This is a genomic window from Thiomicrorhabdus heinhorstiae (assembly GCF_013391765.2).
GTDB classification, from domain to species: Bacteria; Pseudomonadota; Gammaproteobacteria; order Thiomicrospirales; family Thiomicrospiraceae; genus Thiomicrorhabdus; species Thiomicrorhabdus heinhorstiae.
Genome location: NZ_JACBGI020000003.1, coordinates 57,038 through 82,676, shown reverse-complemented (window position 1 = coordinate 82,676; position 25,639 = coordinate 57,038). Strand labels below are relative to the sequence as shown.

Annotated in this window: 19 protein-coding genes; 13 read left to right on the top strand and 6 right to left on the bottom strand. The window is 47.9% G+C overall.

All coding sequences use genetic code 11. From position 1 onward, the window contains the following. Positions 1-10 precede the first annotated feature (10 nt). The 3 genes from H8792_RS03205 to H8792_RS03195 all read right to left on the bottom strand — a co-directional run bounded on the left by H8792_RS03205 (position 11) and on the right by H8792_RS03195 (position 6,854). The gene (locus H8792_RS03205) at positions 11-2,437 is read right to left on the bottom strand and encodes a TonB-dependent receptor plug domain-containing protein (RefSeq protein ID WP_194947640.1); all 2,427 of its coding nucleotides are present in this window, start codon (positions 2,435-2,437) and stop codon (positions 11-13) included. A 137-nt stretch (positions 2,438-2,574) separates the two neighbouring features. Next, positions 2,575-5,802 carry a hypothetical protein gene (locus H8792_RS03200; protein ID WP_185977490.1) on the bottom strand — a complete coding sequence of 1,076 codons (3,228 nt, stop codon included), beginning with the start codon at positions 5,800-5,802 and terminating at the stop codon, positions 2,575-2,577. Between the two features lie 32 nt (positions 5,803-5,834). Next, positions 5,835-6,854, bottom strand: coding sequence for a cytochrome c peroxidase (locus H8792_RS03195; protein WP_185977489.1), 1,020 nt, complete (start codon positions 6,852-6,854; stop codon positions 5,835-5,837). A 388-nt stretch (positions 6,855-7,242) separates the two neighbouring features. Between H8792_RS03195 and H8792_RS03190 the strand changes: the two genes are divergently transcribed. Continuing rightward, positions 7,243-7,770, top strand: a complete 528-nt coding sequence (locus H8792_RS03190; protein WP_185977488.1) for a hypothetical protein — start codon at positions 7,243-7,245, stop codon at positions 7,768-7,770. 115 nt (positions 7,771-7,885) lie between these two features. Here the strand turns inward: H8792_RS03190 and lon are convergent, their stop codons facing one another. Continuing rightward, the gene (gene lon / locus H8792_RS03185; protein WP_228766912.1) at positions 7,886-10,540 is read right to left on the bottom strand and encodes an endopeptidase La; all 2,655 of its coding nucleotides are present in this window, start codon (positions 10,538-10,540) and stop codon (positions 7,886-7,888) included. Positions 10,541-10,713: 173 nt separating this feature from the next. On the opposite strand from lon, the gene mog reads away from it, so the two are divergent. The 3 genes from mog (at position 10,714) to H8792_RS03170 (ending at position 13,360) form a co-directional block, all read left to right on the top strand. Further along, entirely contained in the window at positions 10,714-11,268 is a 555-nt protein-coding gene (gene mog, locus H8792_RS03180; protein WP_185977487.1) for a molybdopterin adenylyltransferase, read from the top strand. 41 nt (positions 11,269-11,309) lie between these two features. Further along, positions 11,310-12,257, top strand: a complete 948-nt coding sequence (gene prmB / locus H8792_RS03175; RefSeq protein WP_185977486.1) for a 50S ribosomal protein L3 N(5)-glutamine methyltransferase — start codon at positions 11,310-11,312, stop codon at positions 12,255-12,257. Between the two features lie 92 nt (positions 12,258-12,349). After that, entirely contained in the window at positions 12,350-13,360 is a 1,011-nt protein-coding gene (locus tag H8792_RS03170) for a carbonic anhydrase (RefSeq protein ID WP_185977485.1), read from the top strand. On the opposite strand, the gene H8792_RS03165 is transcribed toward H8792_RS03170, so the two are convergent. Beyond that, entirely contained in the window at positions 13,357-13,782 is a 426-nt protein-coding gene (locus tag H8792_RS03165; protein ID WP_185977484.1) for an acyl-CoA thioesterase, read from the bottom strand. The genes H8792_RS03170 and H8792_RS03165 overlap by 4 nt on opposite strands. A 99-nt stretch (positions 13,783-13,881) precedes the next feature. Here H8792_RS03165 and aroC point away from each other — a divergent pair, with 99 nt between their 5' ends. From aroC to ppnP, 8 genes are all read left to right on the top strand, one after another. Beyond that, entirely contained in the window at positions 13,882-14,979 is a 1,098-nt protein-coding gene (gene aroC / locus H8792_RS03160; RefSeq protein ID WP_185977483.1) for a chorismate synthase, read from the top strand. A 53-nt stretch (positions 14,980-15,032) separates the two neighbouring features. Then, the gene (locus tag H8792_RS03155) at positions 15,033-16,178 is read left to right on the top strand and encodes an MFS transporter (RefSeq protein ID WP_185977482.1); all 1,146 of its coding nucleotides are present in this window, start codon (positions 15,033-15,035) and stop codon (positions 16,176-16,178) included. Positions 16,179-16,208: 30 nt separating this feature from the next. Next, complete coding sequence (gloA, locus tag H8792_RS03150; RefSeq protein WP_185977481.1) at positions 16,209-16,604, top strand: lactoylglutathione lyase; 396 nt, start codon at positions 16,209-16,211, stop codon at positions 16,602-16,604. Between the two features lie 365 nt (positions 16,605-16,969). Beyond that, complete coding sequence (locus H8792_RS03145; RefSeq protein WP_185977480.1) at positions 16,970-18,073, top strand: M20 family metallopeptidase; 1,104 nt, start codon at positions 16,970-16,972, stop codon at positions 18,071-18,073. Positions 18,074-18,102: 29 nt separating this feature from the next. Further along, positions 18,103-19,014 (top strand): ATP-grasp domain-containing protein, encoded by a 912-nt coding sequence (locus tag H8792_RS03140; RefSeq protein WP_185977479.1) that lies wholly within the window; start codon positions 18,103-18,105, stop codon positions 19,012-19,014. Then, the gene (locus H8792_RS03135) at positions 19,011-20,333 is read left to right on the top strand and encodes an ATP-grasp domain-containing protein (protein ID WP_185977478.1); all 1,323 of its coding nucleotides are present in this window, start codon (positions 19,011-19,013) and stop codon (positions 20,331-20,333) included. Before H8792_RS03140 ends, H8792_RS03135 begins: the two co-directional genes overlap by 4 nt. 115 nt (positions 20,334-20,448) lie before the next feature. Continuing rightward, positions 20,449-23,031 carry a M14 family metallopeptidase gene (locus H8792_RS03130; protein WP_185977477.1) on the top strand — a complete coding sequence of 861 codons (2,583 nt, stop codon included), beginning with the start codon at positions 20,449-20,451 and terminating at the stop codon, positions 23,029-23,031. Positions 23,032-23,318: 287 nt separating this feature from the next. Then, positions 23,319-23,636 (top strand): pyrimidine/purine nucleoside phosphorylase, encoded by a 318-nt coding sequence (ppnP, locus tag H8792_RS03125; RefSeq protein ID WP_185977476.1) that lies wholly within the window; start codon positions 23,319-23,321, stop codon positions 23,634-23,636. An 87-nt stretch (positions 23,637-23,723) separates the two neighbouring features. Here the strand turns inward: ppnP and H8792_RS12680 are convergent, their stop codons facing one another. Further along, the gene (locus H8792_RS12680; RefSeq protein WP_267463302.1) at positions 23,724-23,858 is read right to left on the bottom strand and encodes a hypothetical protein; all 135 of its coding nucleotides are present in this window, start codon (positions 23,856-23,858) and stop codon (positions 23,724-23,726) included. Positions 23,859-23,990: 132 nt separating this feature from the next. Between H8792_RS12680 and H8792_RS03120 the strand changes: the two genes are divergently transcribed. Continuing rightward, positions 23,991-25,592 (top strand): SulP family inorganic anion transporter, encoded by a 1,602-nt coding sequence (locus tag H8792_RS03120; RefSeq protein WP_185977475.1) that lies wholly within the window; start codon positions 23,991-23,993, stop codon positions 25,590-25,592. Positions 25,593-25,639 lie beyond the last annotated feature (47 nt).

Sequence of the window (25,639 nt, the reverse complement as noted above, 5' to 3'; positions counted from 1 at the left end):
ATATGGAAAATTAGAAGTCATAACTGACACCGAGCCAAAATTGCCGACCCAGGGTGTAATCATTGGTGCCGTTTTTTACTCGGCGAACTTCATCCAGAGCATTTTTGATGTCAACAGTGAAGGTGTAGTATTGCTCCAGCCATTTTTTTCGATAGCTGACCGACAGGTCGAGTTGAAAAAACGGCTCGTATTTGACGTAGTCATAGATGGCGATTTCTCGCGTAGCATTGACACTATCTGAGTCCTGAATATAGTCGATGGCGTAAGCGTTGGATTCGAAACTTTGATAACCGCCGGTATAGGTTGCGTAGACACCTAGATTCAATCCTTTTGATGGCTGATAGCCGTAAAACAGTTTTACTGTAGGGGGCTTTTCCTGCTTGATACGTCCAAAGTCCGATAATTGATAAAGTTGGCCTTTGTAATAGATAACAGAATTGTCTTCGTCGTCGGCTTCGTCGTCATAGTTATCCAGATAATTCTTCGAGCCTTCACCATTAAAATAGCTAATACTAAAAGTGTGGTTAAGCCACTGTTTTCGCCATTGAATCTTAATCGATTCAAAGGTACTCCAGCCGTTATTAGTCAGGGTGGTGTAAGTATGGCCATCATCCTCTACTGCACTGGTTTCGGTTGTGAATTGATCATAGCCGTCGCGAAGAATCCGTTCCATGGAGAAAACACCGCCCCATAATCCGGCTTCGATACCGATACTGCGTTCATCGCTGTATGGCGTTTTCAGGCGTGAATACTCGGTAATGTCGGTATTGTAGTTGCTCCCTAATGACCAGTCGCTGGGGGTAACTATTTTTTGTCCATATTCGTCATAGCCTCCAACGAGACCGCGAGTATATTCCTGGTAACTTTTCCCTGCCTGACGTAACTTATGAGACAGGAAAGTATTGGCGTAATAGCGGTTTAATCCGGCGGTTAAAAAGAGATTTTTATTCCCTAAAAGATCAAGCTTTCCGAAGCTCCGGTAGGCGATGTCGTGGTTCTGCATGAAATCGTTGTAGTCGTAGCGTGCGCCCAGCCGTAGCATTAAGCGCTGGTATTGCATAGCGTCTTCTAGTGAGAAACCAGTGTTCAGAATTTCAGCATGGCGTGTTCCGGCAAGATAGACGACCTTGCTGACGGCGTATTGTTCACCTTCTATGCAGGCATCGGCCCCATTGCAAATCAGGTTGGATATGCCGGATTCGGGCAGTTTATCGCTAGTAACTCCCACTTTGTATTTATTGGCATCTTGATCTCGGGTTTTGTAGGCTGAAACTCGATTGAGTTCGCCACTGAGATTAAAGGCGTGCTTTACTTGACCGAATGTTTGTTCTTTAAACTCAAAGTTACTTTTCCAGTAGTTGCGACTTTGCTTGCTCTCCAAGTCCCCATGTCCGCCCTGGCGTGAGTATAGGCCATCATAAACCCGACCCCACGGGAAAGTATCTGTCTGAGCCCAGTAGTAGTAGTTTTGAGGTGCGTTGCGGCTAGTGACACTGTCACTATAGGACAGAACCGTTTGTAGTGTGCCTTGTTCAAAATGGTCTTCCAGCTCGATATTGAGTTTGTTGCCACCACCGGTTTCGGTATATTGGCTGTCTTCGACATTTTCAAGAAAACGGGTTTCGGTGTAGGGAGAGCTACTGAAAGATACATCCATCAGATGGTCATCATTGAAGTAATGCGTCCATTTGGTCATGAAATTTTCTAGCTCACGGCTCTCATGTTCCGTTCGATCAAGATGCAGAATTGGAATATCCGATGAAATTTTGTCGTAATTGATATAAAAAGCGTTGTTGTCATCGATCGGAACATTCAAGAAGAGGTTATAACTCAGCTTTTCAAACTTCGGTTGATCGTCCGCTGCGCTACGCGACAGTTCGAAATCCAATTCATCAGCAACATGAAATTGCGTGAATTTGTCCGAGGTATAACGGGTTGCAAACCGCGCTTTCCATTCGAATTCGGCATGCTTTGTTTTGGCTTCGACTACACCGCCGGTGAACTGTCCATATCTGGCCGGAACGTTACTACTATGAACCTCTATGCTGTCAATCAGGTTTAGATTAAGAAACATTTCCTGGGCATGGCCTTCCAACTGTCCTTCATTTGAAGTACTGGAACCGGGATCCAGTAAAGAATTGTTCGGAGAACCATCGACAATAAAGTTATTCTGGTAGTAAGCACCTCCAAGAATGGATACTTTGCCCGGTTTGATTTCACCGGCCTGGTTCGATTGGGTTGAAGTGTCGGTCAGTTCAATTTCAGGAAGAATTCGAAGTGCCTCGTTCATATTGCCATTACCTTTAGGCAGGTCTTTTAAAACTTTTTGATCGAGCACAGTGGTTCCTGCCTCGCTTTCCAGAGGCTTTAATTCGGCTGTTTCTTCTTCGCCCTTAACAATAATGGGGGTCAGAGTTACTTCTGCTTTTGCTGTCACTGAGAACAAACAGGGAATCATCAAAAGAACAGAAATTGGTTTGATGCGCAAAAACATTTCCTACTCCATATACGCATAAAGACAGGCGTTAAAGCCTGTCTCTGTAAATTCACTAAGAGGATGTTTGGTGAAATGTTTCAGGTGTTATCACTATAAAACGGTGTTAAGTCATTAATATCCAATATGCCGTCGTTATCAACATCATCGTCGAGTGTCAGGCCACAGGCATCAATTTGTTCCTGCGTGGCACCGAGATCATAGAAGTCAGGTTTACCGTCAAGATCGTAGTCGACCGTGGCGACACTACAGGTCGGGAAGGCATCCAGCTGGAATAAAGCGTAAGACAAAATTTTCAAAGAAAGCAGATAGTCCGATTTGTTTTCTTCTGTTTCTTCTTCACTGTTACTGTCAGCTTGTTGGATTCGGCTTTTGGCCACTTGAACCGCTTGATCGGTATATCCAATCGTTCCGTAACCCCAGACTGCCCCGCGAGCGGCAATGAATTTATCCGATTTGTCTGCGATCTTATCGCTGATTTCGATGAGAGCTTCAACCGATTTGATAACGCCGTCCGGATTATTGTTCAACTTATAAGCCCCTAATAAGCCATCACTGTAAGCTAGGGAAGAGGAAGCCGGCTTTGATCCAAAAATGGCAGCGGCCTTGGCGACGTAATCCTCTTGTTCAGAATCGGTATCGATCATTTCGCTGCCGGAAACGATCTCGTAGATATCATCCAAAATTGGCGTAACCGCTTGCATGGTTGCATCGCCTTCATCGTTCATAATAGCTGCCAAAGTCGCTAATCGAGAACGTCTATCGCCTGGTTCGGTAATGTTGTTGGCAGTTGTTCGTGTGTAGTCGGCATATTGCAGAGCTGCATCCAGCATGCCCATGCTTAGGTAATAATCGGTGATGTAAATTTGTGCGTAAGCCCGATCTGCAAGATTGGTTATGCCGCTGTTCTCCGGAGCATCTTCACTATTGATCGCTATGGCTATGGCGTTATCCATCATCTGTTCAGACAAATTCGGTTCATTAACTAAATGGTAAAGGTCTGCCAACTTGGCGTAACCCCATTGAACATAGTATTTAGAACGATAAGTATCGCTGCTTTCTACTTGATTGGAGATAGCTTCTTCCAAAATCGCTTTGGCAGCATCAATCGCTTTCTTGGCTTCGGTTAATTCTCCCGAATTAATGAGGGACATGGCGAGGAAAGGCGTCGTTCTGGAGATACCGTTATAGGTGAGGTACTTGAAAGCATCCCGGTACTCGGTGGTTTTACTGCCCGGCATAAGCTTTTCTGTAATAAGGGCAATAATGTCTTCCGTTGTCATACCAGGAGTATTCAGTGCATAGCTGGTCCATACTCTTGCAGCGTAGGTGTCTTTACGAGGCATATCATCAATGATGGATTGTGCATCTTCTTGTGAAAGTCCGGAATCTGCAAGCATTGCTATAACATCATCCATGTATGCATCGGTTTTATAGGCTGTATCATTGCTTCCGGTATTGTCAGCGATGCCGTCGTCGGCACGAATTTCGAGTATTTTGTCAATAATTTCCAGTGCTTTCGCTTTATCGCTCTCGGTTCCTAAATCCCAGTAGTAAGATTGGGCTATGCCGATCATATTGAAAATTTTGACCATGTAATACCACTTCGATGAGGTATCAGGGTATTTGCTTTGCTGGTTGGCCGGCATGACCAAAACGATATCGTAGGCATCTTTCAAGGTATTGCGTGCTTGTTCGGTTTCGTTGTTATCGACGTAAATTCCCGCCGCAGACAGTAAACCTGTAACGTATTGTGCATAAGGATTGGAATTTGTGCCGAAACCTTGAATCATTTCATTCATGTATTCGGTAATGGATGAAGCCTTCGTAGCCAAACCTAAATTAGAGTAGGCTTGAAAAATACTTCTTAAATCTTGTATATCTGACGATTTAACCGATTCGTAACCTTTTGCCTGCATATAGCTTTGGTGCAAAGTTACACTTTTATCCAGCATTGCTTCGGCTGTTTCGGCATCTAGATCCTTGTCGATATAATATTTGGCGATTTTAAGCAGGACTTTGTACTCCGATTCAGGCTTAAATACCTTCCGGTTAGCAAATTTCAAAGCTAATTCCGGATTGTCGTTAGTCAGATAGCCCTGTGCTAGATTGGTATAAACCGATTCCATGGTGTCGACATCGGTTACACCACCAATGATCGAGCTGGATTGGGCCAGGTGAGAGGCGGTGGATCGATAATAGTATTCGCGTTTGGCATCGCTGGTGCCATCCAGTGCTTCACCAAGAGGAGTACGTGCGTTTAGCAGGTTTTCATCTTCGACTTCGGCAAGTTGGATATTCGTCAGTTCATCATTGAGATCAGGCAGTTCAAGCTCTGCATCTGCCACATCAAGGTCGCCCATCAGCGCCAGTAGCAGAGTGACTTGTGAACGGTTGACTTCCGTGACGTTTTGTCCTGATAAGTAGCCCAGCACGGCATCGGTGATTTTGCCGGCATTATCCGCGACGGTTTCATCGCTCAAATCCTGATTCTCGAACAAGTCGGTTGTGAGCAGTGTGTTTTTGACTACGAAGACATTGATGGCGCTCTGAAGGGAGCTTGCTGCGTTTAGGGCTTCATATAATGACAGTAACTTGGCTTGCTCTTCGCTGGAAAGGCCGCTGTTTTCGATAACGGTAACGATACCGGTCAGATCGTCGTTTTCATTTAAGGTAAGTTCTTCCAAGCCGTCATCAAGCTGTTTCCCGATCAGAGTCAGCAGAACCGATTTTTTTAATAGATCTGCGTTACTGTCGGTAGCTTGCGTTAAATCACTTTCACTTAAACCTAATTCGGTCGCAATTTGAGAAACCGCGTTGGCAAGATCGATCCCGTTATTGACTTTATTTGTGACCAGCGTGCTTAGAGGTGTGACATAGACGGCACCATTGCTGTCGTTTGTCAGTTGTGCCGGAGCGGAAAACTGTACGCCGGTCAAATCTTCACCGGTTGAGGCGTCGCTGCCGCCTGTGCTGTAGATCGCGTATTGTGATAGATCAATCTCCTCGGATAGTGTGAAGCTGAAAGCACCGAGTGCATTCGTCACGGTTTTTTCGCTCAAACATTCGCTTGGCATATTAAGCTGGCAGATTTTGACGACCGCACTTTCTACTGCGGGGTCCATAACAAAACCGTTGATGGTATTCGTTTGAGTATCCGTCGAATCACTTGGTGTACCTGAGCTGCCAGACGATGATCCTCCACCGCCACCACAGGCGCTTAAACCGATCCCGGCACCAGCAAGCAGCAGGCTATAGGCTAAAGGTTTCAATTTGGCTTTTAGATCGATTTTCAAATCGGTTTTCATAGTGCAGTCCTTTCACAATTTTTAAAAATGAATTAATTCGGTAAGTCCGGTGGTGCGACATAGCGGCTGGTTTTGGATGAAAGCGTCAGTAAAAACGCTTCCAAATCCTGCAGCTCTTTTTCGGTTAAATGCAGTGGTTGGATCAATGGCGAAAGGGCAGGCTCACCCGGCTTGAGTTTTTTGCCGTAAGTGATGCCCCCGTTGTACATTCTCAGAACCCCCGATAGGGTCGGGAACAGGCCGTTATGCATATAAGGGCCGGTGTGTTTAAGCTCTCGCAGACTTGGGGTTTTGAATTTGCCCTTATCAGCTTCTTTTCCCGTCGTGTCATAAAGTCCCAGATCCTGGTATTTTCGTCCGAAGTAACTTAAACCGGTGTTGTGGAAACGGTTATCCGAGAAGAGTGCACCTTGATGGCATTGGATACAGCGAGCTTTGGTTCTGAAGAGATGTAAGCCGTGAATTTCCTGTTGGTTCAGCTGTTGGTAATCGCCTTCTACAAAACGGTCGAAGCGGGAAGGTTTTGAAACCAAGGTACGCTCAAAGCTGGCTAGTGCGTCGCCGAGATGCTCGGAAGAGATCTGATAATCGGCCTGCTTGTTGGCATAGATGTCAGCAAAGGTTTGTCGATAACCGGTAATTTGATTGAGTTTGCCTAGCGTTTCGTCAAGTTTGGCATGCATCTCCACCGGATCCTGAATCGGCATGAGTGCCTGCTGTTCAAGGCTGATCGCGCGACCATCCCAGAAGAAACGTTCGGAAAATGCAGCGTTCATTAAGCTCATGCTGTTGCGTTTACCTTGTTGGCGGTCGTGGCCGAATGCCCGACGCTTGCCGTCGGCCCAGCCTTGCTGAGGGTCATGACAGGATGCACAGGCGATTTGATTGGATTGCGAAAGACGAGGGTCAAAAAACAATTGCTTGCCCAGTGCGATTTTTTGTGCGTTGGCTTCGCTCGATACAGAAGCCTTTAGTTGCTGGATTGACGTAAGCTCCAATGGTTTTAAGTCGTCGGATTGCAGGGCTTTCGGCCAGTGATTAATAGGCTGCATGTAAGCTTCGACAAGATCGGATGAATCTGTCTTTGCCGAGGTTTGATGCGCTAACGACATGCAAATAAAAAAGCTTGTCAGCAATCCTTTGTTTTTGAAGCTCATTTTTAATGCCTTAAATAAGAATAAGCTAAATTATAAGCGTTCTCATTTGCGATACAATAAGTGAAAATGAGAATAATTCTTCTTAATTTGGTTTTTTTAACCTTTAAACAAACTTGAAATCGAAATCCGGCGGTTGCCGATTGCAGGGATGAAAGTCGATGAGGAGTAGAATTTGTTAGTTTCGATTTGCCTTATTCTGTGCATAATGAAATGAAAAACATCAAATAAAACATCGAACGTTGTACATCGGTATGACTGGAAAAATATGACACAAGGGGGAAACATGAAAAAGGCGGCGTTATTAATTGGTGCTATATGTCTTGCAAGTACATTGGCGGCTTTTGCCGATGGCGGACTTGGGAGTGGTGCGATCGATGAATCACAGGGTCAAAAGATCAACAGTGCGGATGTGTTTACATTCGAAGAATTAAAGCACTGTCTGCAGTTACAAAAAGATGTCAAAAACGACGGTGCCTCGATTTTGAAAGAGAAGGCATTTCTGGAAGAATTAACGCAAAGGATCAAGCAAAAGGAACATTTGCTGAACGAGAGCAAGCAAGAGCTGAACGCGACATCAAAACCACCAAGTTATATGAATGCCGAAGTGGCTGATTACAACCAGAAAGTAAAGTCCTATAACCAGATGGTTCATGATTATCAGGCGGATTTCAAGGAATACCAGCAGGCTCGGCAGCGTTTCCAGGGGTTATTGGAAAGTCAAAATGCCAAAACCGCCGAATTTAATAGTCAGTGTGGTAAGAAGCGTTACTACATGCAGGACATGATCGAAGCCAAGGCGCAGGTAGAGTAGGGTTTTATCCGCTTGGGTATTTGTTCTTGCGCATGAAAAAATGCATTAAAAAGGCCTCGAATAGAGGCCTTTGTGCTTTCCAGGTTGTATGTCTAAGGTTGATGGAGAGAACCGCTTAATGGTGTGTATCACCGAGAGTCGCTTCGCGTTCTTCCTCAGCAGCCTTATTTGCCAAATAGGTTTTCAAAGCCAGTGATTTGGAGCGGATGTTGAAAGTGAGTCGGGCAACATCGTCGAAATGTTTGGCAAAATGAACATCAAGATCGCTTTTTAAATAGTCCGGCAATTCCTGATAGTCCTTGCGATTGTCTTCAGGCAGGATCAGTTCGCGAATGCCGATTCGTTTGGCAGCGATGACTTTCTCTCGAATACCTCCGACCGGTAATACCAGACCGGTCAAGCTCAGTTCGCCGGTCATGGCCAACGGGGCTTTAATGGCTTCGTTGCGGGCCAGCGACAAAAGCGCCGTTGCCATGGTAATGCCGGCACTCGGGCCGTCTTTCGGCGTCGCACCGTCCGGAACGTGCAAGTGGACAAAGGCTTTATCGAAGAACTCCGGATCGGCTTTGTATTTTTGCAGGCTCGAGCTGATAAAGCTGTAAGCGATACCGGCCGACTCCTGCATGACTTCGCCGAGTTGCCCGGAAAGCTTAAAGCCTCGATTCAAAGTGTGAATCCGTCCGGCTTCGATATTCAAGGTTGCGCCGCCCAGTGAGGTCCATGCCAGGCCGGTTACGGTACCGATCTGTTGGTTCATTTTCTCTGCGGTAAAACGCGGTTGTCCCAGCATCTCTTCCAGTTCGTTGACGTGAATACGCGTCTGATCTTCGCCTTCGGTTACAAAACGCAATGCCAGTTTTCTGACCAGTTTTGCCAGCTGTTTTTTCAGGTTGCGCACACCGGCCTCTCGCGCATAGCCTTCGATGACATGTCGAATCGCCGGAGTAGTGATCTGCACCTTGTGCTTGTCGAGACCCGCTTCCTGCAAGAGCGAAGGCCATAAGTGGTGTTTGGCAATCTGCACTTTCTCTTCGGTGATATAGCCGGACAGGCGGATCACTTCCATACGGTCAAGCAACGGACCTGGAATGCTGTCCAGCGTGTTCGCGGTACAGATAAACAGCGCTTTGGAAAGATCAAAGCGCACATCCATAAAGTGATCCATGAATTCGCTGTTCTGTTCCGGATCAAGCACTTCTAGCAAGGCGGAAGCCGGGTCACCCTGATAAGACGCCCCGATCTTGTCGATTTCATCCAGCATAATCACCGGGTTGGAAGTTTCGCAATCTTTCAGAGCCTGAATGAATTTACCCGGCATGGCACCGATATAGGTACGTCTATGACCTTTAATCTCTGCTTCGTCACGCATCCCGCCGACTGAGAATCGATAAAATTTACGGTCCAGCGCGTCGGCAATCGAGCGCCCGATCGAGGTTTTCCCCACACCCGGAGGGCCGACCAGACAGATAATCGAACCGGAAACTTCACCTTTGAGTGCGCCGACCGCCAAAAACTCCAGAATGCGGTTTTTCACGTCGTCGAGACCGTCATGTCCTTTATCAAGAATGCCGCGGGCACGATTCAGATCAAGGTTATCCTCGCTGTGTTGTCCCCATGGCAGTTGAGTCAGCCATTCCAGCCAGTTGCGGGCTACATTGTATTCCGGCGATTGCGGGTCCAGGCTGCTGAGTTTTTGCAGCTCTTCATCGGCTTTTTTATGCGCTTCTTCACTCAACGCAAGCATCTCGATACGTTCTTCAAAACGGTCCCGATCCAGCGACTGGTCATCTTTAGTGATGCCTAGTTCTTTCTGGATCTCATACAGTTGCTGGCGCAGGAAGAATTCACGCTGGTGTTCAGTCAGGTTTTCCTCGACTCGCTCGCGGATATTGAATTGCAGTTTGGTCACTTCGATTTCATGCTTGAAAAGCGCCAGCACTTTTTCCATGCGTTGCGCCAGATCGAAGGTTTCCAGAATGTCCTGAAGTTTGGCGCTGTCGGCCGTGGTGAGACCAGCGGCGAAGTCTGCCAGATGCGAGGGCTCGCTGGCGCTGTAGCGGTTCAGGAAGAAACGCAGTTCCTCGCTGTACAGTGGATTAAGCGGCAACAGCTCTCTGAAGGCGTTCATAATCGCTAAGCCGTAGGCCTTGATTACCTTTTCCGAACCTTTAAATATATCGGCCGGATAGTTGATGCGCGCACGGTAAGGAGCTTGCGGAGAGATCCATTGTTCGATTTCGAAACGCTTGACCCCTTCGGCAATCAGCTGAATATATTCGTCTTTTACTCTCGGTTCGCTGATTTTTACCAGCGTCCCGACACGGCTGAAGTCTTCCGGTTTGGCTTTGTCGTGCTCGTCGGTGTTGACGTAGATCAGGCCAATATATTTACACTGTTTGGCCTGAATTGCGGCAAAGGTGGTATTCCAGCTGGAACGGTTAAGCAGAATCGGCAGTTGTTGCCCCGGGAAGAAAGGGCGTTCTTTGACCGGCAATAGAAAAACTTCCCGCGGCAAAGTGAGTTCGGGTTTCGCCAGAGCACCGGCGGTTTCCGATTCTTCCGAACCGATGTGTTCACCTTCGAGTACGGCCTGCGAGAACTGTTCAAGTTCTGCCAGCTGTTCTTCGTCCAGTTCGATCGCCTCGATGATCTCTTCTTCGCGAAGCGCGGCTTCGTCTGACGAGAGCGATTCATCCATTTTGCTGTGACGGCCGTTTTCTTCTTTTTCCGAGAAGGTTTGAGAGTCGTTGAAATCGAGTTTATCTGTCATGTTTTAGCCCGTAATAATTGCGAGTCGAAGCTGGCGAAACGGTAGGTTAATCGAATTTGGAAATCCTTCATAAGGTTGTCTGTCGGATTCGGCGATTCTTTAGTTTTAGCGTTTCGGCTTTCGAGAATACGGTATTATATGTGGACTCGAAAACAGGGATTCAAGGGTTATAGATGGATAAAAAGCAAATAAAAATCGGTTTTGTTACCGTATCCGATCGAGCCAGCCGCGGCGATTATGAAGATTTGGGCGGTCCGGCTATGCAGGAGTGGATTTCCAATGCATTAACCAACGACTGGCAGCCGGTGGCACGTTTGATTGCCGACGAACAAGACTTGATTGAAAGCACCTTGATTGAGCTGGTTGATCAGGAAGAATGCTGTCTGATTCTGACAACCGGCGGCACCGGACCGGCCAAGCGGGATGTGACTCCCGAAGCGACCGAAAAGGTGTGCGACAAGATTCTTGACGGTTTTGCCGAGCAGATGCGTGCGGTTTCTTTACAATATGTGCCGACGGCGATTCTGTCGAGGCAAATTGCCGGTACTCGCGGTTCGTGTCTGATTATTAATTTACCGGGTAAACCTTCGGCGATCGGCGAATGTCTGGAAGCCGTTTTTCCAGCGGTGCCTTACTGTGTCGACCTGATTGAAGGCCCGTATCTGGAAACCGACGATAGCTTCATTAAGGCTTTCCGTCCGAAACACGCTAAAAAGCCGCAGGCTTAGTCAATATTGTTAAGCTCTTTGCCAACAGGAATCATCTGAATATGACCAATATCAATTACCAGTATGACGGTTTGGAAACCGTCACCGACTTCGTTCGTTGGGGCGGAACGCTTTTCAAACGTGAATCTCTCTATTTCGGTCACGGCACGGATAATGCCTTTGATGAAGCGAAAGTACTGGTATTTTTTGCATTGCAGCTACCGTGGGATGTTCCGGATCAGTACTGGCAGTCGCGTTTAACCGCTTATGAAAAACAACAGGTCAGCGAACTGTTCAGACGCCGTATCGAGACGCGTAAGCCGGCAGCTTACTTGACCGGAGAAGCATGGTTTGCCGGTTTGAGATTCATCGTCAGCGAAGCGACGCTGGTGCCAAGATCGCCGATTGCCGAGCTGATTGCACAAAAGTATGAGCCTTGGGTGCGTCATGAAGATGTGACCGACGTATTGGATTTGTGCACCGGCAGCGGTTGTATCGGTATCGCTTCCTTACAGGCGTTTCCGAATGCCGAAGTCGATCTGGTGGATATTTCCGAAGAGGCTTTGCAGATCGCGCAACAAAATGTCGAACTGTACGGTTTGCAGGAATTCGCGCATCCGATCCAATCGGATCTGTTCAGCGCGCTTGAAGGTAAGCAATATGATTTGATCGTTTCCAACCCTCCGTATGTCGATGAGATCGAAATGCAGGCCTTGCCGGCGGAATTCCAGCAAGAACCAAAACTTGGGCTGGAAGCGGGTAGCGACGGTCTGGATCTGGTGCGCCGCATTCTTGCCGAAGCGCCGAAATACCTCAAGGAAGACGGTGTTTTGATTGTTGAAGTCGGGGTTTCGCAATTCTATCTTGAGCAGGAATACCCGGAGCTGCCTTTCTCGTGGTTTGATTTCGAGCATGGCGGAGAAGGCGTGTTTGCCATTCACAAATCCGAATTGGAGCTCTTCCAGAGTCTGCTGGATGAGAGGTTGGCTCCGGCTTCCGACATTGACTGAATCGTGAGTGTCTGAAAGTTGGCAAAATAAATTGGCAGATGTTTTGCTTGTAAATTCGTAATTAAAAATCTACGGATTGTATGGAATCTGCTATGTCGTTTCGAAGCTTGTCTGTTTTTGTTTTCTTAACAGTGGTTTTATTATCGCCGCAATCGGTGTTCGCCGGAGATATCGACGAACCGCTGGTTGACTTAAAATCCGAAATAGAACGTTTGAAGCAGCATGAAGGTGGTGATATGCCGCCGGTCGATAATGCTGATAGTGCAAAATCAAAAGTTCCGCCGGTCGAGGTCAAGCAATTAAAACCGTCGAATCAGGCGAAAAAAGTTTCTACACCGCGAGTCGTTAAAAGCGTAAAGCCGATTCCGTCTGCTGAGGATCGCTGGTCATATAGCGGTTCTGCCGCCCCGCAAAACTGGGGTAAACTCAGTGAGGATTTCCGTCTTTGTTCGCAAGGTAAAAACCAATCTCCGATTGATTTAAACTCCGAGCTGGCAATCGGCAGTCAAAATTTGCCGTCCTTGAATGTTCACTATCCGCCAGTGCCGATGAGGCTCGACAAGGACTCCCGAAGTCTAACACTCTCGCTTGAACCCGGAGCCTTAATGAGTCTAGGTTCGCAGAACTTTCAGCTGCAAGCCATTAGTCTGCATACGCCGAGCGAACATAGCCTGGAAGGTCAATTTTTTCCGGCAGAGATGCAGTTCTGGCATCGCAGCGCTTCCGGAGAACTGCTGGCTGCGGCCGTTTTTATGGATATCGGCGTCTACAATGCCAATCTTGATGCGCTATTAAGCGCGACGGCAAAAAATGACCTTCAGATGATGAAAAACTTGCCGGCCGGGTTGGTCAAGCCGCTTGAATGGCTGCCGGGAATTACCGAATACTACCGTTATAATGGTTCCATGACGACGCCTCCGTGCAGCGAAGGCGTTAACTGGGTGGTCTTTAAGCAGCCGATTCAGGCATCGGTTGAGCAGATCGCGCGTTTACAGGTTTTAATCGGAGAAAATGCCCGTCCGATTCAGGCGTTGCATTCGCGTTTGCCGATTCGCAGCTGGCTGCAAGGGGAAGCGCAATCTCTGCCTTACGAGTACTATTAAACCTTGTCGAGATAGGGTTGAGTAAATTCCTGCGGAATAGGGCGCGGTCGGTGGCTGTCCAGTTCAATACAGACATAGACGCTGCGGGCCTTGAACAGTAACTTTTTGTCACGGGCGCGCAGGATCTGATAAAAGCGTTCGCGTTTGCAGCAACCGATCTGTTCGCCGAGCCAGGTGACAATCAACAGCTCATCATCCAGATAACAGCCGCCAAGATAATGCATGTGGTGCTCGTAAACAGCCATAATCCGGTTTAATCTCTTCTGTAGTGCATGGTCGATTCCGACAGCCAGGCTGTGTTGCCAGGCGACCTGTTCCATCCAATGCAGATACACTTTGTTGTTGACGTGACCGAGAAAGTCGAGATCCTCCGCTTGCACCCGGTAGGGTTGAATGAACGCATGGGGCGGAAATTTGCACATGATCGGCTTCCTTTTAATGGTTCGCAGCCATGGAAATTGGCCATTGAAGCTGCTTTTTTAGTAGAATACGCCGATTATAACCAAGTTTGAGAAGGCATTATGTCAGGTAATACTTTAGGACAGAATTTTCGAGTCACGACCTTTGGCGAGAGTCACGGTTTAGCGCTCGGTTGCATTGTGGACGGATGTCCTCCGGGATTGGAGCTGTGCGAAGCCGATATTCAGCTTGAGCTGGATCGCCGCAAGCCGGGTACATCCAAGCACTCGACCGCCCGTCGCGAGGACGATGAGGTGCAGATTCTATCCGGTGTCTTCGAGGGCAAAACCACCGGTACGCCGATCGGCATGATCATTCACAATAAAGATCAGCGCTCTAAGGACTACTCGAAGGTTGCCGAAACCTTCCGTCCGGCGCATGCCGACTATACTTACACTCAAAAATACGGTTTTCGCGACTATCGCGGCGGCGGGCGTTCTTCTGCGCGTGAAACGGCTATGCGGGTGGCTGCCGGCGCGATTGCCAAAAAATACTTGAAAGAGCGTCTGGGTCTCGAGATCAAAGGTTATCTATCGCAATTGGGGCCGATCAAGGTAGAAAACGTTACCTGGCCGTTTGATAACGACAATATCTATTTCTGCCCGGACGAGCAGAAATGTGAGGAAATTCGTGAGTATATGGATGATCTGTTGAAGCAGAAAAATTCCGTTGGTGCCAAAATTACCGTGATCGCCAAAAACGTTCCGGTCGGCCTTGGTGAGCCGATTTTCGACCGTCTGGATGCTGATCTAGCGCATGCTTTAATGAGCATTAACGCGGTAAAAGGCGTTGAAATCGGCGACGGTTTTGCGGTCGCCGGCCAGTTGGGAACCGAGCATCGTGATGAAATGACTTCTGAAGGTTTTCAGTCCAACCATGCCGGCGGTATTCTGGGCGGGATTTCCACCGGCCAGGAGATCGTCGCGCATATCGCGTTAAAACCGACTTCCAGCATAATGACTCCGGGTCGTTCGATCAACGCTTCCGGTGAAGACATTGAAATGGTCACTAAAGGCCGTCATGACCCTTGCGTCGGCATTCGCGCCACGCCGATTGCCGAAGCGCAGATGGCGATTGTGTTATTGGATCATTTCATGCGCAACCGTGCGCAGAATGGTGATGTTGTCGCGCCGATAATGGATTTGGCCAGTCGCGGGTAAGCAACGCTCGGTTCGTAGCCGAGCACTTGTCTTAGATAGGGAGTCAGTCGGGAATGCACGAGTGTAGTTATCAGTCCGCTTATACCCGGCTGTCGATCCACTATTTTTTCTATTTCAGTGTCCTCGGCACCACCGTGCCGTATCTTGGACTCTATCTGCAATCCTTGAGTTTTTCGCCGATTCAGATCGGTCAGCTGCTGGCTGTCTTAATGTTTACCAAAGTCATCGCACCGAATGTATGGGGCTGGCTGGCGGATCGCAGCGGACGTTCGATTCACTGGGTTCGGATTGCGACAGCCTTAACGCTCGTCAGTGCGCTTGGTTTCTTTCTATTCGAAGATTACTGGGGACTGTTTTTTACCATCCTGATTTACAGCTTTTTCTGGCACGCTTCGTTACCGCAATTCGAATCTTATACCTTCCGCTGTCTGGGCGACGATCGCCATCTGTATGGCAAAATTCGCCTGTGGGGCTCGATCGGTTTTATTGCCGCGGTTTTATTACTGGGTTGGCAGATCGAGCATCTCGGAATACAGACTTTGCCCGTCAGTCTGTTCGGTATGCTGTTCGTGGTGTGGGCGAGTGCTTATCTGGTTAAAGACCGTCGGGTTCAGATTGAAGAAGGCAGTTTAAAAGGATTCAAGGAGACTTTAAAGCGTCCCGAAGTGATTGCGCTGTTGCTGGTGAGTTTTCTGGTTCAGCTTTCGCACGGCGTCTATTACGCCTTCTATACCATTCAGATGGATGCCCTGGGTTACGAAAAGACTACCATCGCCTGGTTGTGGGCTTTAGGCGTCTTGGCGGAAATCGGCATTTTCTTCTGGATGGCGCGTCTGTTCCATCATTATCCGTTGCGCTTTTTGATTTTGATCAGTATCGCTTTGACGGTGTTGCGTTGGATTCTGACCGGCTATTTTGCCGATAGTTTATTTTTGATGCTGCTGGCGCAAACCCTGCATGCCGCCAGCTTCGGTTTGTTCCACGCTGCGGCAATTCATTTGACCGACACTTATTTCACCGGCTCGCAGCACGGGCGCGGTCAGGCGATTTTTGCCGCTTCCAGTCATGGACTGGGTGGAGCTTTGGGAATGTTGACCGCCGGTTACACCTGGGCATTGGGCGGAGCGACCCTGAGTTACGGATTAAGTGTTATGATTGCTGCTGTCGCTTTGGCGATTGCATGGCGTTGGATAAAATAGATTCTTTAAAGACGATTATCGGGAGGCATTATGAGACTGTTACATACTATGTTGCGTGTTGGCAATTTGGAGAAATCGATTCAATTTTATACCGAAGTGTTGGGTATGAAACTGTTACGCCAAAAAGATTATCCGCAGGGTGAGTTTACATTGGCGTTTCTCGGCTATGGCAATGAAGACGAAAACACCGTTCTGGAATTGACTTACAACTGGGGGGTAGAAAAATATGATCTGGGCAATGCTTACGGTCATATCGCCATTGAAGTACCGGATGTCTATAAAGCGGCCGACGACGTCAAAAAAATGGGCGGCAAGATTTTGCGCGAAGCCGGCCCGATGAATGCAGGAAGCACGATTATTGCCTTCGTTGAAGATCCGGATGGTTATCAAATCGAATTCATCGGTGAAGATCACGTCCGCAAGTAATACAAGGCGTTCATGCATGATCGGGAGCTTTCTCCCGGTCTGCGATTTTCGTACTAGTTTATCTTTTGATCTTTTTGCGCTTTTCTCTTCTTTCTTCACTTCTGCAAATCAAATCGTTTTTTCTTTCCATTCCTCATCCAGCATGAGTGCTGTTTTTAGTACCTTTTATTACGACATTTCGATAAACCGCTAGGCTTCTTTCTGCTATGGGTTCTGCTTTCTTACCTTTTTGAAATATTGTCATCACTCTGCAGCGATAAATTTAAAAAAGTGTCACATCTTTTTTTCCATGCACTCATTAGGATTGCCGAATGGATTTTATTCACTCGTTCGGCAATTTTTTGCTCTTTGGAAAGAGGCTTCGCATGGGCTACCTACAGGATCTGGAAAAGATCATTCTTATTAATTCCTACACCAAAAATAAGGTCGGCGTCGATCAAGTCGGAAGCCTGTTTGACGAATGGTTACAGCCGCTGGGATTTACTGTCACACGCTTTCCCCGCGAGCAAATCGGCGATCACCGTTATTACCGCTCCCAAAATAAAAGCGGTAAGAAACTTCTCCTGTTAGGTCATCTCGATACGGTTTTTCCTCCGCAGAAATTTGAAACTTTCTATCAAGACGAACAGTGGGTCTACGGCCCGGGCGTTTGCGATATGAAAGGCGGCAATATGGTTTTTCTGCAAGCCCTGCGAAGCCTGCACGAGAAAGGAATCGAAATCGGCAATATCGATGTCTTGCTGGTCAGTGACGAGGAGACCGGCAGCGATGATTCCAAACATCTCAGTGCCGAATTGGCCAAAGATTACGATTACTGTCTGGTATATGAAGCGGCAGGTGTTAAAGGCGAAGTAGTCACTGCCCGTAAAGGCGTCGGAACCTTCACAATCGATATCAACGGAGTTGCCAGACATGCCGGCAACCATTACGCCGACGGCGTCGATGCCAATCTCGAAGCGGCATACAAGCTTCAGGCTCTGGTGCTGCTCACCGATCTGGCAAAGGGAACGACAGTGAATGTCGGCAAGATGGAAGGCGGTATCGGGGCCAACACCATTTCTCCACATGCACACCTGTTATTTGAATTGCGCTACACAAGCGAACAGGAACGCGATCGGGTTCTAACGGCGATAGAGCAAATAGTACAGACCTCCTATGTTAAGGGCACAACGGCAACTTTGGGCGGAGGGATTCAACGAGATGTCATGCAGTCTTCCCAAGCGACCATGCAGTGGATTGAAGCGATTGAAGAAATCACCGGAACACGTCTGTCTTACGAGGAGCGTGGCGGTGTTAGTGACGCGAATATTTTGAGTAGTGCCGGAGTCTTGACTCTGGATGGTTTAGGGCCGTTCGGTGACGGAGACCATACGGTCAATGAACGGGCAAGTAAAACAAGTTTTGTAGAGAGAATCGCTTTGAGTACGAATTTATTCGAGCATTTTATTCGACACGGCGATTTTCAGTAAGAATTCAGTTTTTTAAGGAAACATAAAACATGAACAGAAAAGTCGGTATCTGGATGTATCAGAACGGTGGCGGCGATGTCATTGAACAAAAGATGATTGCCAAATTTAAAGAGCGTGGAATCGAGTGTGTGACCGGATTGGATCTGCGTTTTGCAGAAGTGCACAACGGCGCCATGATGTGCAAAGGCACCAATATGCTGGAGCTTGATTTGTTCTTCTCCTATAACGCGGGGGAACAGACGGGCGGTCAGGTTTACATGTATGAGATCCTCAATGATTTCGTGACGACCGTAAACAGCTTCGATGCTTTCAAACTCTCCGAGGATAAGTTGCGCACCAATATGCGATTGCACAGTAAAGGCATCCCGACCACAGAGTTTTTTATCTGTCACAGAGAAAGCGATTTAGAGCATATTTACGACCGTATCGAGCGCTGGGGCAAGATGGTATTCAAGCCGGTTGACGGTTGGGGTGGGGCGGGAATGGCTCTGCTGAATAACCGTGAAAACTTTGACATGCTGTTGCCGTTTGTTCACCAGATGCATTTGCGTAATATCTATGTCGAAAAGTTCATTAACTACGATTTTTCCGATTACCGAATCGACATTGTCGACGGGCAGTTTGTCGGTTGTTACGGACGCAAGGCCAGCGGACGCGATTGGCGTACAAATGTAACCGCAGGTGGAAAGGTGATCTTGCGCGAGCCGAATGATGAGGTGGTCAATCTTGCAATTCAGGCTTCTAAGGCTATGGGAATGGATATCGCCGGTGTGGATATCCTGTACGATCTGGATAAAGAAACCTATACCGTGCTTGAAATTAACGGAATTCCTGCTTTTGCTACGCCGGATCAGGAAGAAATGGGTCTGAATTTTAACGACAAGAAGATCGACCTGATTGTGGATATGATCGATAGAAAATCACAAGGAAAGACAGCATGAATCAACAGCAAAATCTACCGAAATTAGGGTTCCTCTATCTGGATTATGTCTTACGTTTTTTCGACAAAAGCAATTTTAAGGGTTGGCCGGACAAGATCGAGACGGTGGTGTATCACTGGGGCAATGACAAAGAGCGTTTTATTGCCGAAGTTAAGCGCAAAAAGATTGATGTGCTGATCGGTAATATTCCGGCCACGGCGTACGAGACTTTCAAAGAGATCGCGGCCGCTTTGCCACAGGTTCGTTTTATTCCTTCGATTGAAACTCAGTTTGCGAATAAGTCAAAAGAAAACGTGACGTTGTTTTGCCGTAAATATGCGCTGAGTGCGCCGCGTACGCATATTTTTTACGACAAGGATGAGGGTGATGCTTTCCTGCAAACCGCCAAGTACCCGAAAATCGTCAAACGTTCTTACGGACCGTCCAACTATGGTGGTTACTACGTGCATAAGGTGGACTCTTATCAGGAAGCGAAAACGCTTTTTGCCAAGAAGAAATACACGCCGATGTATATTCAGGATGCGATTGATCTCAAGGATTCGGGCGATATCCGAGTGATGTTGATCGGCCATAAACCGGTTTGTGCTTTCTGGCGCTATTCGGGGCAGGGAGAATGGATCACTAATACTTCACAAGGCGGCTCGATGGATTATGGTAATGTGCCTATGAGTGCGTTGGAGCTGGCAGTTAAAGCATCGAAGGCGGCCAAAGCGGAATACTGGGCTTGCGATATTGCCATCGATGCCAAGACCAACGAGCCTTATATCCTGGAGTGCGCAACGGCGTTTGCCGCTTTCCCTTATATTCGCGACTGGATCGGCCAGTACATTATGTGGGATTTGAGCGACGGCTATTTCCGTATGCCGCATGTGCCGCTTTTCTCCTGGGAAGAGTTGGGCAAGATGGATTCGAGCTTCCTGCGTACACTGCGTCATATCTACTTCTCCAACTATACCCCTTCGGTTGACGGAGCTTATTGGTTGAAAGAAAAAGAAACGTTTGATATGGAATTGACCGAAGCATCGCATCCGGACGATGTTCCGGAACCGATCGCGCCGCCGGCCAGTGAAGATGAACTGCCGGGAGTGGTTAAAGATCAGCAGGACACTCCGAGCGAAATTGACGAAGCGGTGGAAACCTTTGATTTCAAAAACGTTACCTTGACTCAGTTGATGACGCTTTACGGTATGGATGAAGCGATTGCCGTCAAAATCAAGGAATTGATCGACAACGATGAAGTCGATTATTTTGATGCGCTTGAAAACAGCGGTGTGATCAGTGAAGCGCAGAAAAAACAGTGGAAACGCTTTTTCCGTTAGATCTGCGTGCCAAGGCGTAGATTGACGACTCGCGTACTATAAAAACGAAAATTAACAGAAAACCGGCATGTCGAATGACATGCGCCAGAAATTGCCAGAAATAGAAAGGGATTGAATGAGACAGCAATATAGTTCGTATCAAGAGTGTGTCGACTTTTTCATGGAAGCCCAGAAGCGGTTGCCTAAGGTGTTTAAAGTTGAAAATATCGGTAAAACTTGGGAAGAGCGTGACATTATTGCTGTGACCATCAGTCATGATGTTGAACATGCGGATGTGAAACCGGCGCTTTTTTATACCGGAACCCTGCACGCCAGGGAGTGGATCGGTATTGAATTGGCGATCGCTTTCGGCCAGCATGTGATCGATCATATCGATTACGATCCGCAGCTGATCAGCCTGCTGGAACGTGCAACTTTCTATGTGATTCCCTGTGCGAATCCGGATGGATTCGAATATTCGCGTAACCATTTTGCCTTTTGGCGCAAGAACCGTCGGCAGAATCCGGACGGCAGCTATGGCGTCGATTTGAACCGGAATTTTTCCGTCGGCTTTATGCCGACTAAAGATTGCACTTCCAACGTCTACTCGGGTCCGGCACCGTTCAGTGAACCTGAAACCCAGGCGCTGAAAGCGTTTGTGGAGTCGCATCCTAACATCACCATCGCTCTGGATTACCACTCGCAGGGTAACGTTTTTTTCCCGGCACATAATTTCATCCATGAAGATGCGATTGATGCGACCGACCTGAATGTGCTTTCTTCCAATATGGCCGAGGAGATTCGCAAGGTTTCGGGTCGCGAGTACGGTGTGCATATGGGGAAACCACCGACGCGTCTTATCAGCGGTTCCGGGCGAGAGTTTTACTATTCTCTCGGAGCGCTTGCGTTGACGGTGGAGGTCGGTTCGCGAAATATCTCGGACTACGTGGATATCATGACGGAAAACATTCACGAAAACATTCCGGCATTGATGTTTGCGCTTTCCGAAGTTCCTAATTACGTTAAGGAAGACCGGCTGCCCAGGGTGGAAAATCTCATCGCATTCCGGGTTGACGAGCGTGAAGTCGGACTGGAATGGCAGTATCCCGAAGAGGATGTGTATTTCGAGATCTACCGTTCGGAGCATCTGAAAGGCTATTGCCAGAGTTCCAATCGTATCGGGATGACCAAGGATCATAAATATGTCGACCGTCATATTGAACCGGCCACTCGTTACTACTATTTTATTCGCGCCGTCAATAAGGTGCGTCGTATCAAGTCTCCGTTCGCACCGGTGCTGGGAGTCAAGACCGAGCCGTTGATCAATATGTTTGCCAAAGAGCTTTTCCCGCTCAGAAACGAGATCGGTTATGTCGGAGAAAAAACCTTAAAAAACCGTGATCACTTCGGAGTAAATTCACTGTTTGTCGGAATTTCGGAAGCCAAAGGTGTCTGCTACGGCGTCGCTTCTTTCTCACTGGCGACCATCCCGGAAAACGCTCTGATCCACAGTGCGAAGATTTCGTTCTATCCGATGAACCGCGTGCCGGTACAGGTAGAGCGCTTCGGAGAGTGGCGGGTCGGTATCCTCGACGAGCGCACGGTAGATGATTTGAGTAGCTTCGGCGATATTCAATCTGCCAAGGTCCTGGGTTATGTCGGGGCTCCGACCGATTCTCACAAGCTTTCTCAAGGCGTATGGAGAACTTATCACTTTGCCCGTCAGGAACGGGAGATTCTGGAAAACGCTCTTAAGCGCCGCAAAGTTCTGTTCCGAATGCAGGGGCCGGACAGCATGCCGCTTGATCGCGCTTCACAGCTGATGCAGTGGGATACCGGATACGGCCCATATAGCGGCGGTCTGCATTTTAGACCGCGTCTGGAAGTGAGTTATACGTTGGACGATGCCAGAATCGAATTGGCTTCGCAGACGGTTTTCACCGTTTCCAAAGAGAATTTCGAAAACCAGTCGCTTACCGTCGGTTTCGATGCTTCGGGTTATCGCAATTTCGGTTGTATCGAATTTGATCTGACTCAGGTGCCGGACATTGATAATACAATTATTTCCAGTGCTTATCTGCAGCTTGAGGCGGATAGCGTCAACAGCCGTTCAGTGCAGCGCTTCCATGTCGAGATGATGAAAAAAACCTGCGATGTATGCGATTACGCAAATCTAAAATCGATGGAAGTGGTCGAGCGGATTGGCTACGACGTCAGTGTCGACGACATTAAAGCGCACCCGAAACAACTGTTCATCTTCGATCGTTTTGCGATCGGCGAAATGGTCGATTCCATTCGTGCAGGAGAGAAATTACTGTTTGTGATTTCCAGTTCGGCAGAGAAAACGGTGATTACCAATCAGAGCGTGACCTGGATCGACGCCAAGCGTACCGCTCGACCTCGTCTGGTGATTAATTATATTAAGAAACGCCGTAAAGCCCCTGAGATGGTAACCAATCTGCGTTACTCATTCGAGAACGATATGATCCGTCTCGATTGGGATAAGACGGACAATGACATGCGCGGCGTGATTGTGGTTAAAAATCCTTTCCATGTTCCTTGTAATCCGTACGACGGGCAAAAACTCTATGGCGGACAGGATAACTATACCTACGACAATTTCGGTTCCAGTGGGGTTCCGAAATATTACGCGGTCTTTGCCTATGATGATGTGCCGAACTTTTCCGAGGCGGCGTGGATAGAGTATATTCCCAAGTAACAGTGCAGGCGGGAGCCTTGTTTTAGGCTTCTGTTTACTCTTTTTCGGTTTGGGAATCGGCGTATTTTTTAAGTGAATGGAATTTGCCGGTTGTAACTGCGGGCAGAATATTGGAAAATTCAGAACATTTTTAGCATGACTCGCAAATTGGGTTCACTTTTCGGGTAATCTTTCTTTAAGGATGAACGGAAGGTCGGTATTCGGTTAGACACGGTTGTGTATTAATTAGATTGGTACGGATTTCTTCCGTCCCGAATTGTTGAAAATGTAAGACAAAAGGAAAGTAAATGTCTGAATTTAATAATGTTACCGTCGTGCGTGAAGCGAATGTGTATTTCGACGGTAAGGTCACCAGCCGTAAGGTTGTATTTGCCGACGGTACCTACAAAACTTTGGGCATTATGATGCCGGGTGATTACGAGTTCGGTACCGAAGCGGCGGAAGTGATGGAAATGATGGCTGGCAATGTAGAAGTGTTATTGCCTGGCGAAAGTGAATGGAAGGCGATTCCTGCCGGTGAGAGCTTCAACGTACCGGCGAACTCCAAGTTCGGCATTAAGGTCAAAACCATCGCTGATTACTGTTGCTCTTATATTACCGAGTAATTGTCAGCTGCGATTATTGATCGCGATTGGATAAGAAGCCCGCAACCGAGTCGTCGTTTGCGGGTTTTTTATTTGCAGGGACGTATTTCAAATTTTCTGTTTGTTCTGCTTCGAATTCTGTTTGCGCTTTTTGGCTTTAAAGTAAAAGTGTACCGCGAAGTGGGCAATGACCAGTACGACGACTGCTACCATACCGATAGTGCCGATGTGTTCAATCCACATGGAATTTCCTTTTTCTTCTTTTCTGTTCCGATTTTTGTCGAAAAGTTTGGGCTAAGTTTTTGAATGTCCGGTAATTCTAGCGGCTTTTTGTTAGAATTTGCAGCACTTTAGCTTTGAAATTGAGGAGTCCGAATGAATTCATCCAGTCAGCCGTTCGATTGGCGAACCTATAAAAACGATACGCTTTCCGGTATTACGGTTGCTCTAGCGTTAGTGCCGGAAGCGGTCGCTTTTGCCTTTGTTGCCGGAGTGCATCCGCTGGTCGGTTTGTATGCGGCGATTATCGTCGGGATGATTACTGCGATTTTCGGCGGACGCCCGGGAATGATTACCGCCGCCGCCGGTTCCCTGGCTGTCGTGATGATGCATCTGGTGATGGAACACGGTGCTTCCTATCTTTTCCTGGCGGTCATAATGATGGGTGTCTTCCAGATTATTATCGGGGTGATGAAATGGGGGCGCTTTATCCGTATGGTGCCGAGTTCGGTAATGCTCGGCTTTGTGAACGGTCTGGCCCTGATTATTATGATTGCGCAGTTTACCCAGTTCAAAGACGCAAACGGCGACTGGTTGACCGGTGCCAGTCTGAATTCCATGATCGCGATTATTGCCGCAACCATGGCGATTATCTATCTGTTGCCACGTTTGACTAAAGCGGTTCCTTCCGCTTTGGCCGCGATTGTTGTCGTTTCTGCGGCGGTGATTCTGCTGGATATCAATGCGGTTACCGTCGGTGATCGCGCCGCCGTATCCGGCACGCTGGAATCTCTGATTTACGGTGATGGCACGGAAGGCGGCTTCCAAGGAATGAGCTGGTTTACCAATTTGCCGGAAGGCTTCTGGTCTTTGCAGACCTTATGGGTTGTTTTACCGTATGCAGTGATTCTGACCATAATCGGTTCGGTTGAATCCTTGCTGACCATGACTTTGATCGACGATATTACTGAAACCCGCGGGCGTGCCAATAAAGAATGTATCGCTCTTGGTTCGGCCAACTGCGTCGCAGGCTCTTTCGGGACTATGGGCGGTTGCGCTTTGATCGGACAGTCGATGATTAACGTAAAATCCGGCGGTACAGGACGCTTGTCGGGGATTGCTGCTGCAACCGGTTTGCTGATTATTGTTTTGATCGCCTCGCCGTTGATTGAAATGGTGCCGATCGGCGCTTTAGTCGGCTTGATGTTCTTTGTGGTTATTGCAACCTTCAACTGGTCGAGCTGGAACATTATGCGCGGGATGACCAAAGCGGATGCTTTCGTCATGATTTTGGTGACCGCCTTGACGGTGATTTTCGATCTGGCGGTAGCGGTCATTGCCGGTATCGTCGTAGCGGCGCTGGTTTTTGCCTGGCAGCATGCGCAACGCATTATGCTCGATTCGACACTCGAAGAGATTGACGGTCGTACGGTGAAAACCTACCGGGTTCAAGGCCCCTTGTTCTTCGCTTCTGCCAAAAATTTCCTGGACAATTTCGATGCGAAGAACGATCCGAACTGCGTGCAGATTGATTTTATGTATTCGCGAGTTTACGACCATACCGGTATTGAAGCGATTGATAGTCTGACCAAGAAATATAAAGCCTTGGGTAAAAAGCTGGTATTGAAGCATTTGAGTCCGGAGTGCCAGACGTTATTGCAGGATGCTAAAGCTCTGGTTGAGGTGAACGTTTCGGAAGATCCGCACTATCATGTTTCAATCAGCGGACGGAAATCTACGCCGGTTGACGCCGACTGATAAGCACTAAAAGTTGATGCAAAACAAAAAAACCTTCGTAGTGTCGC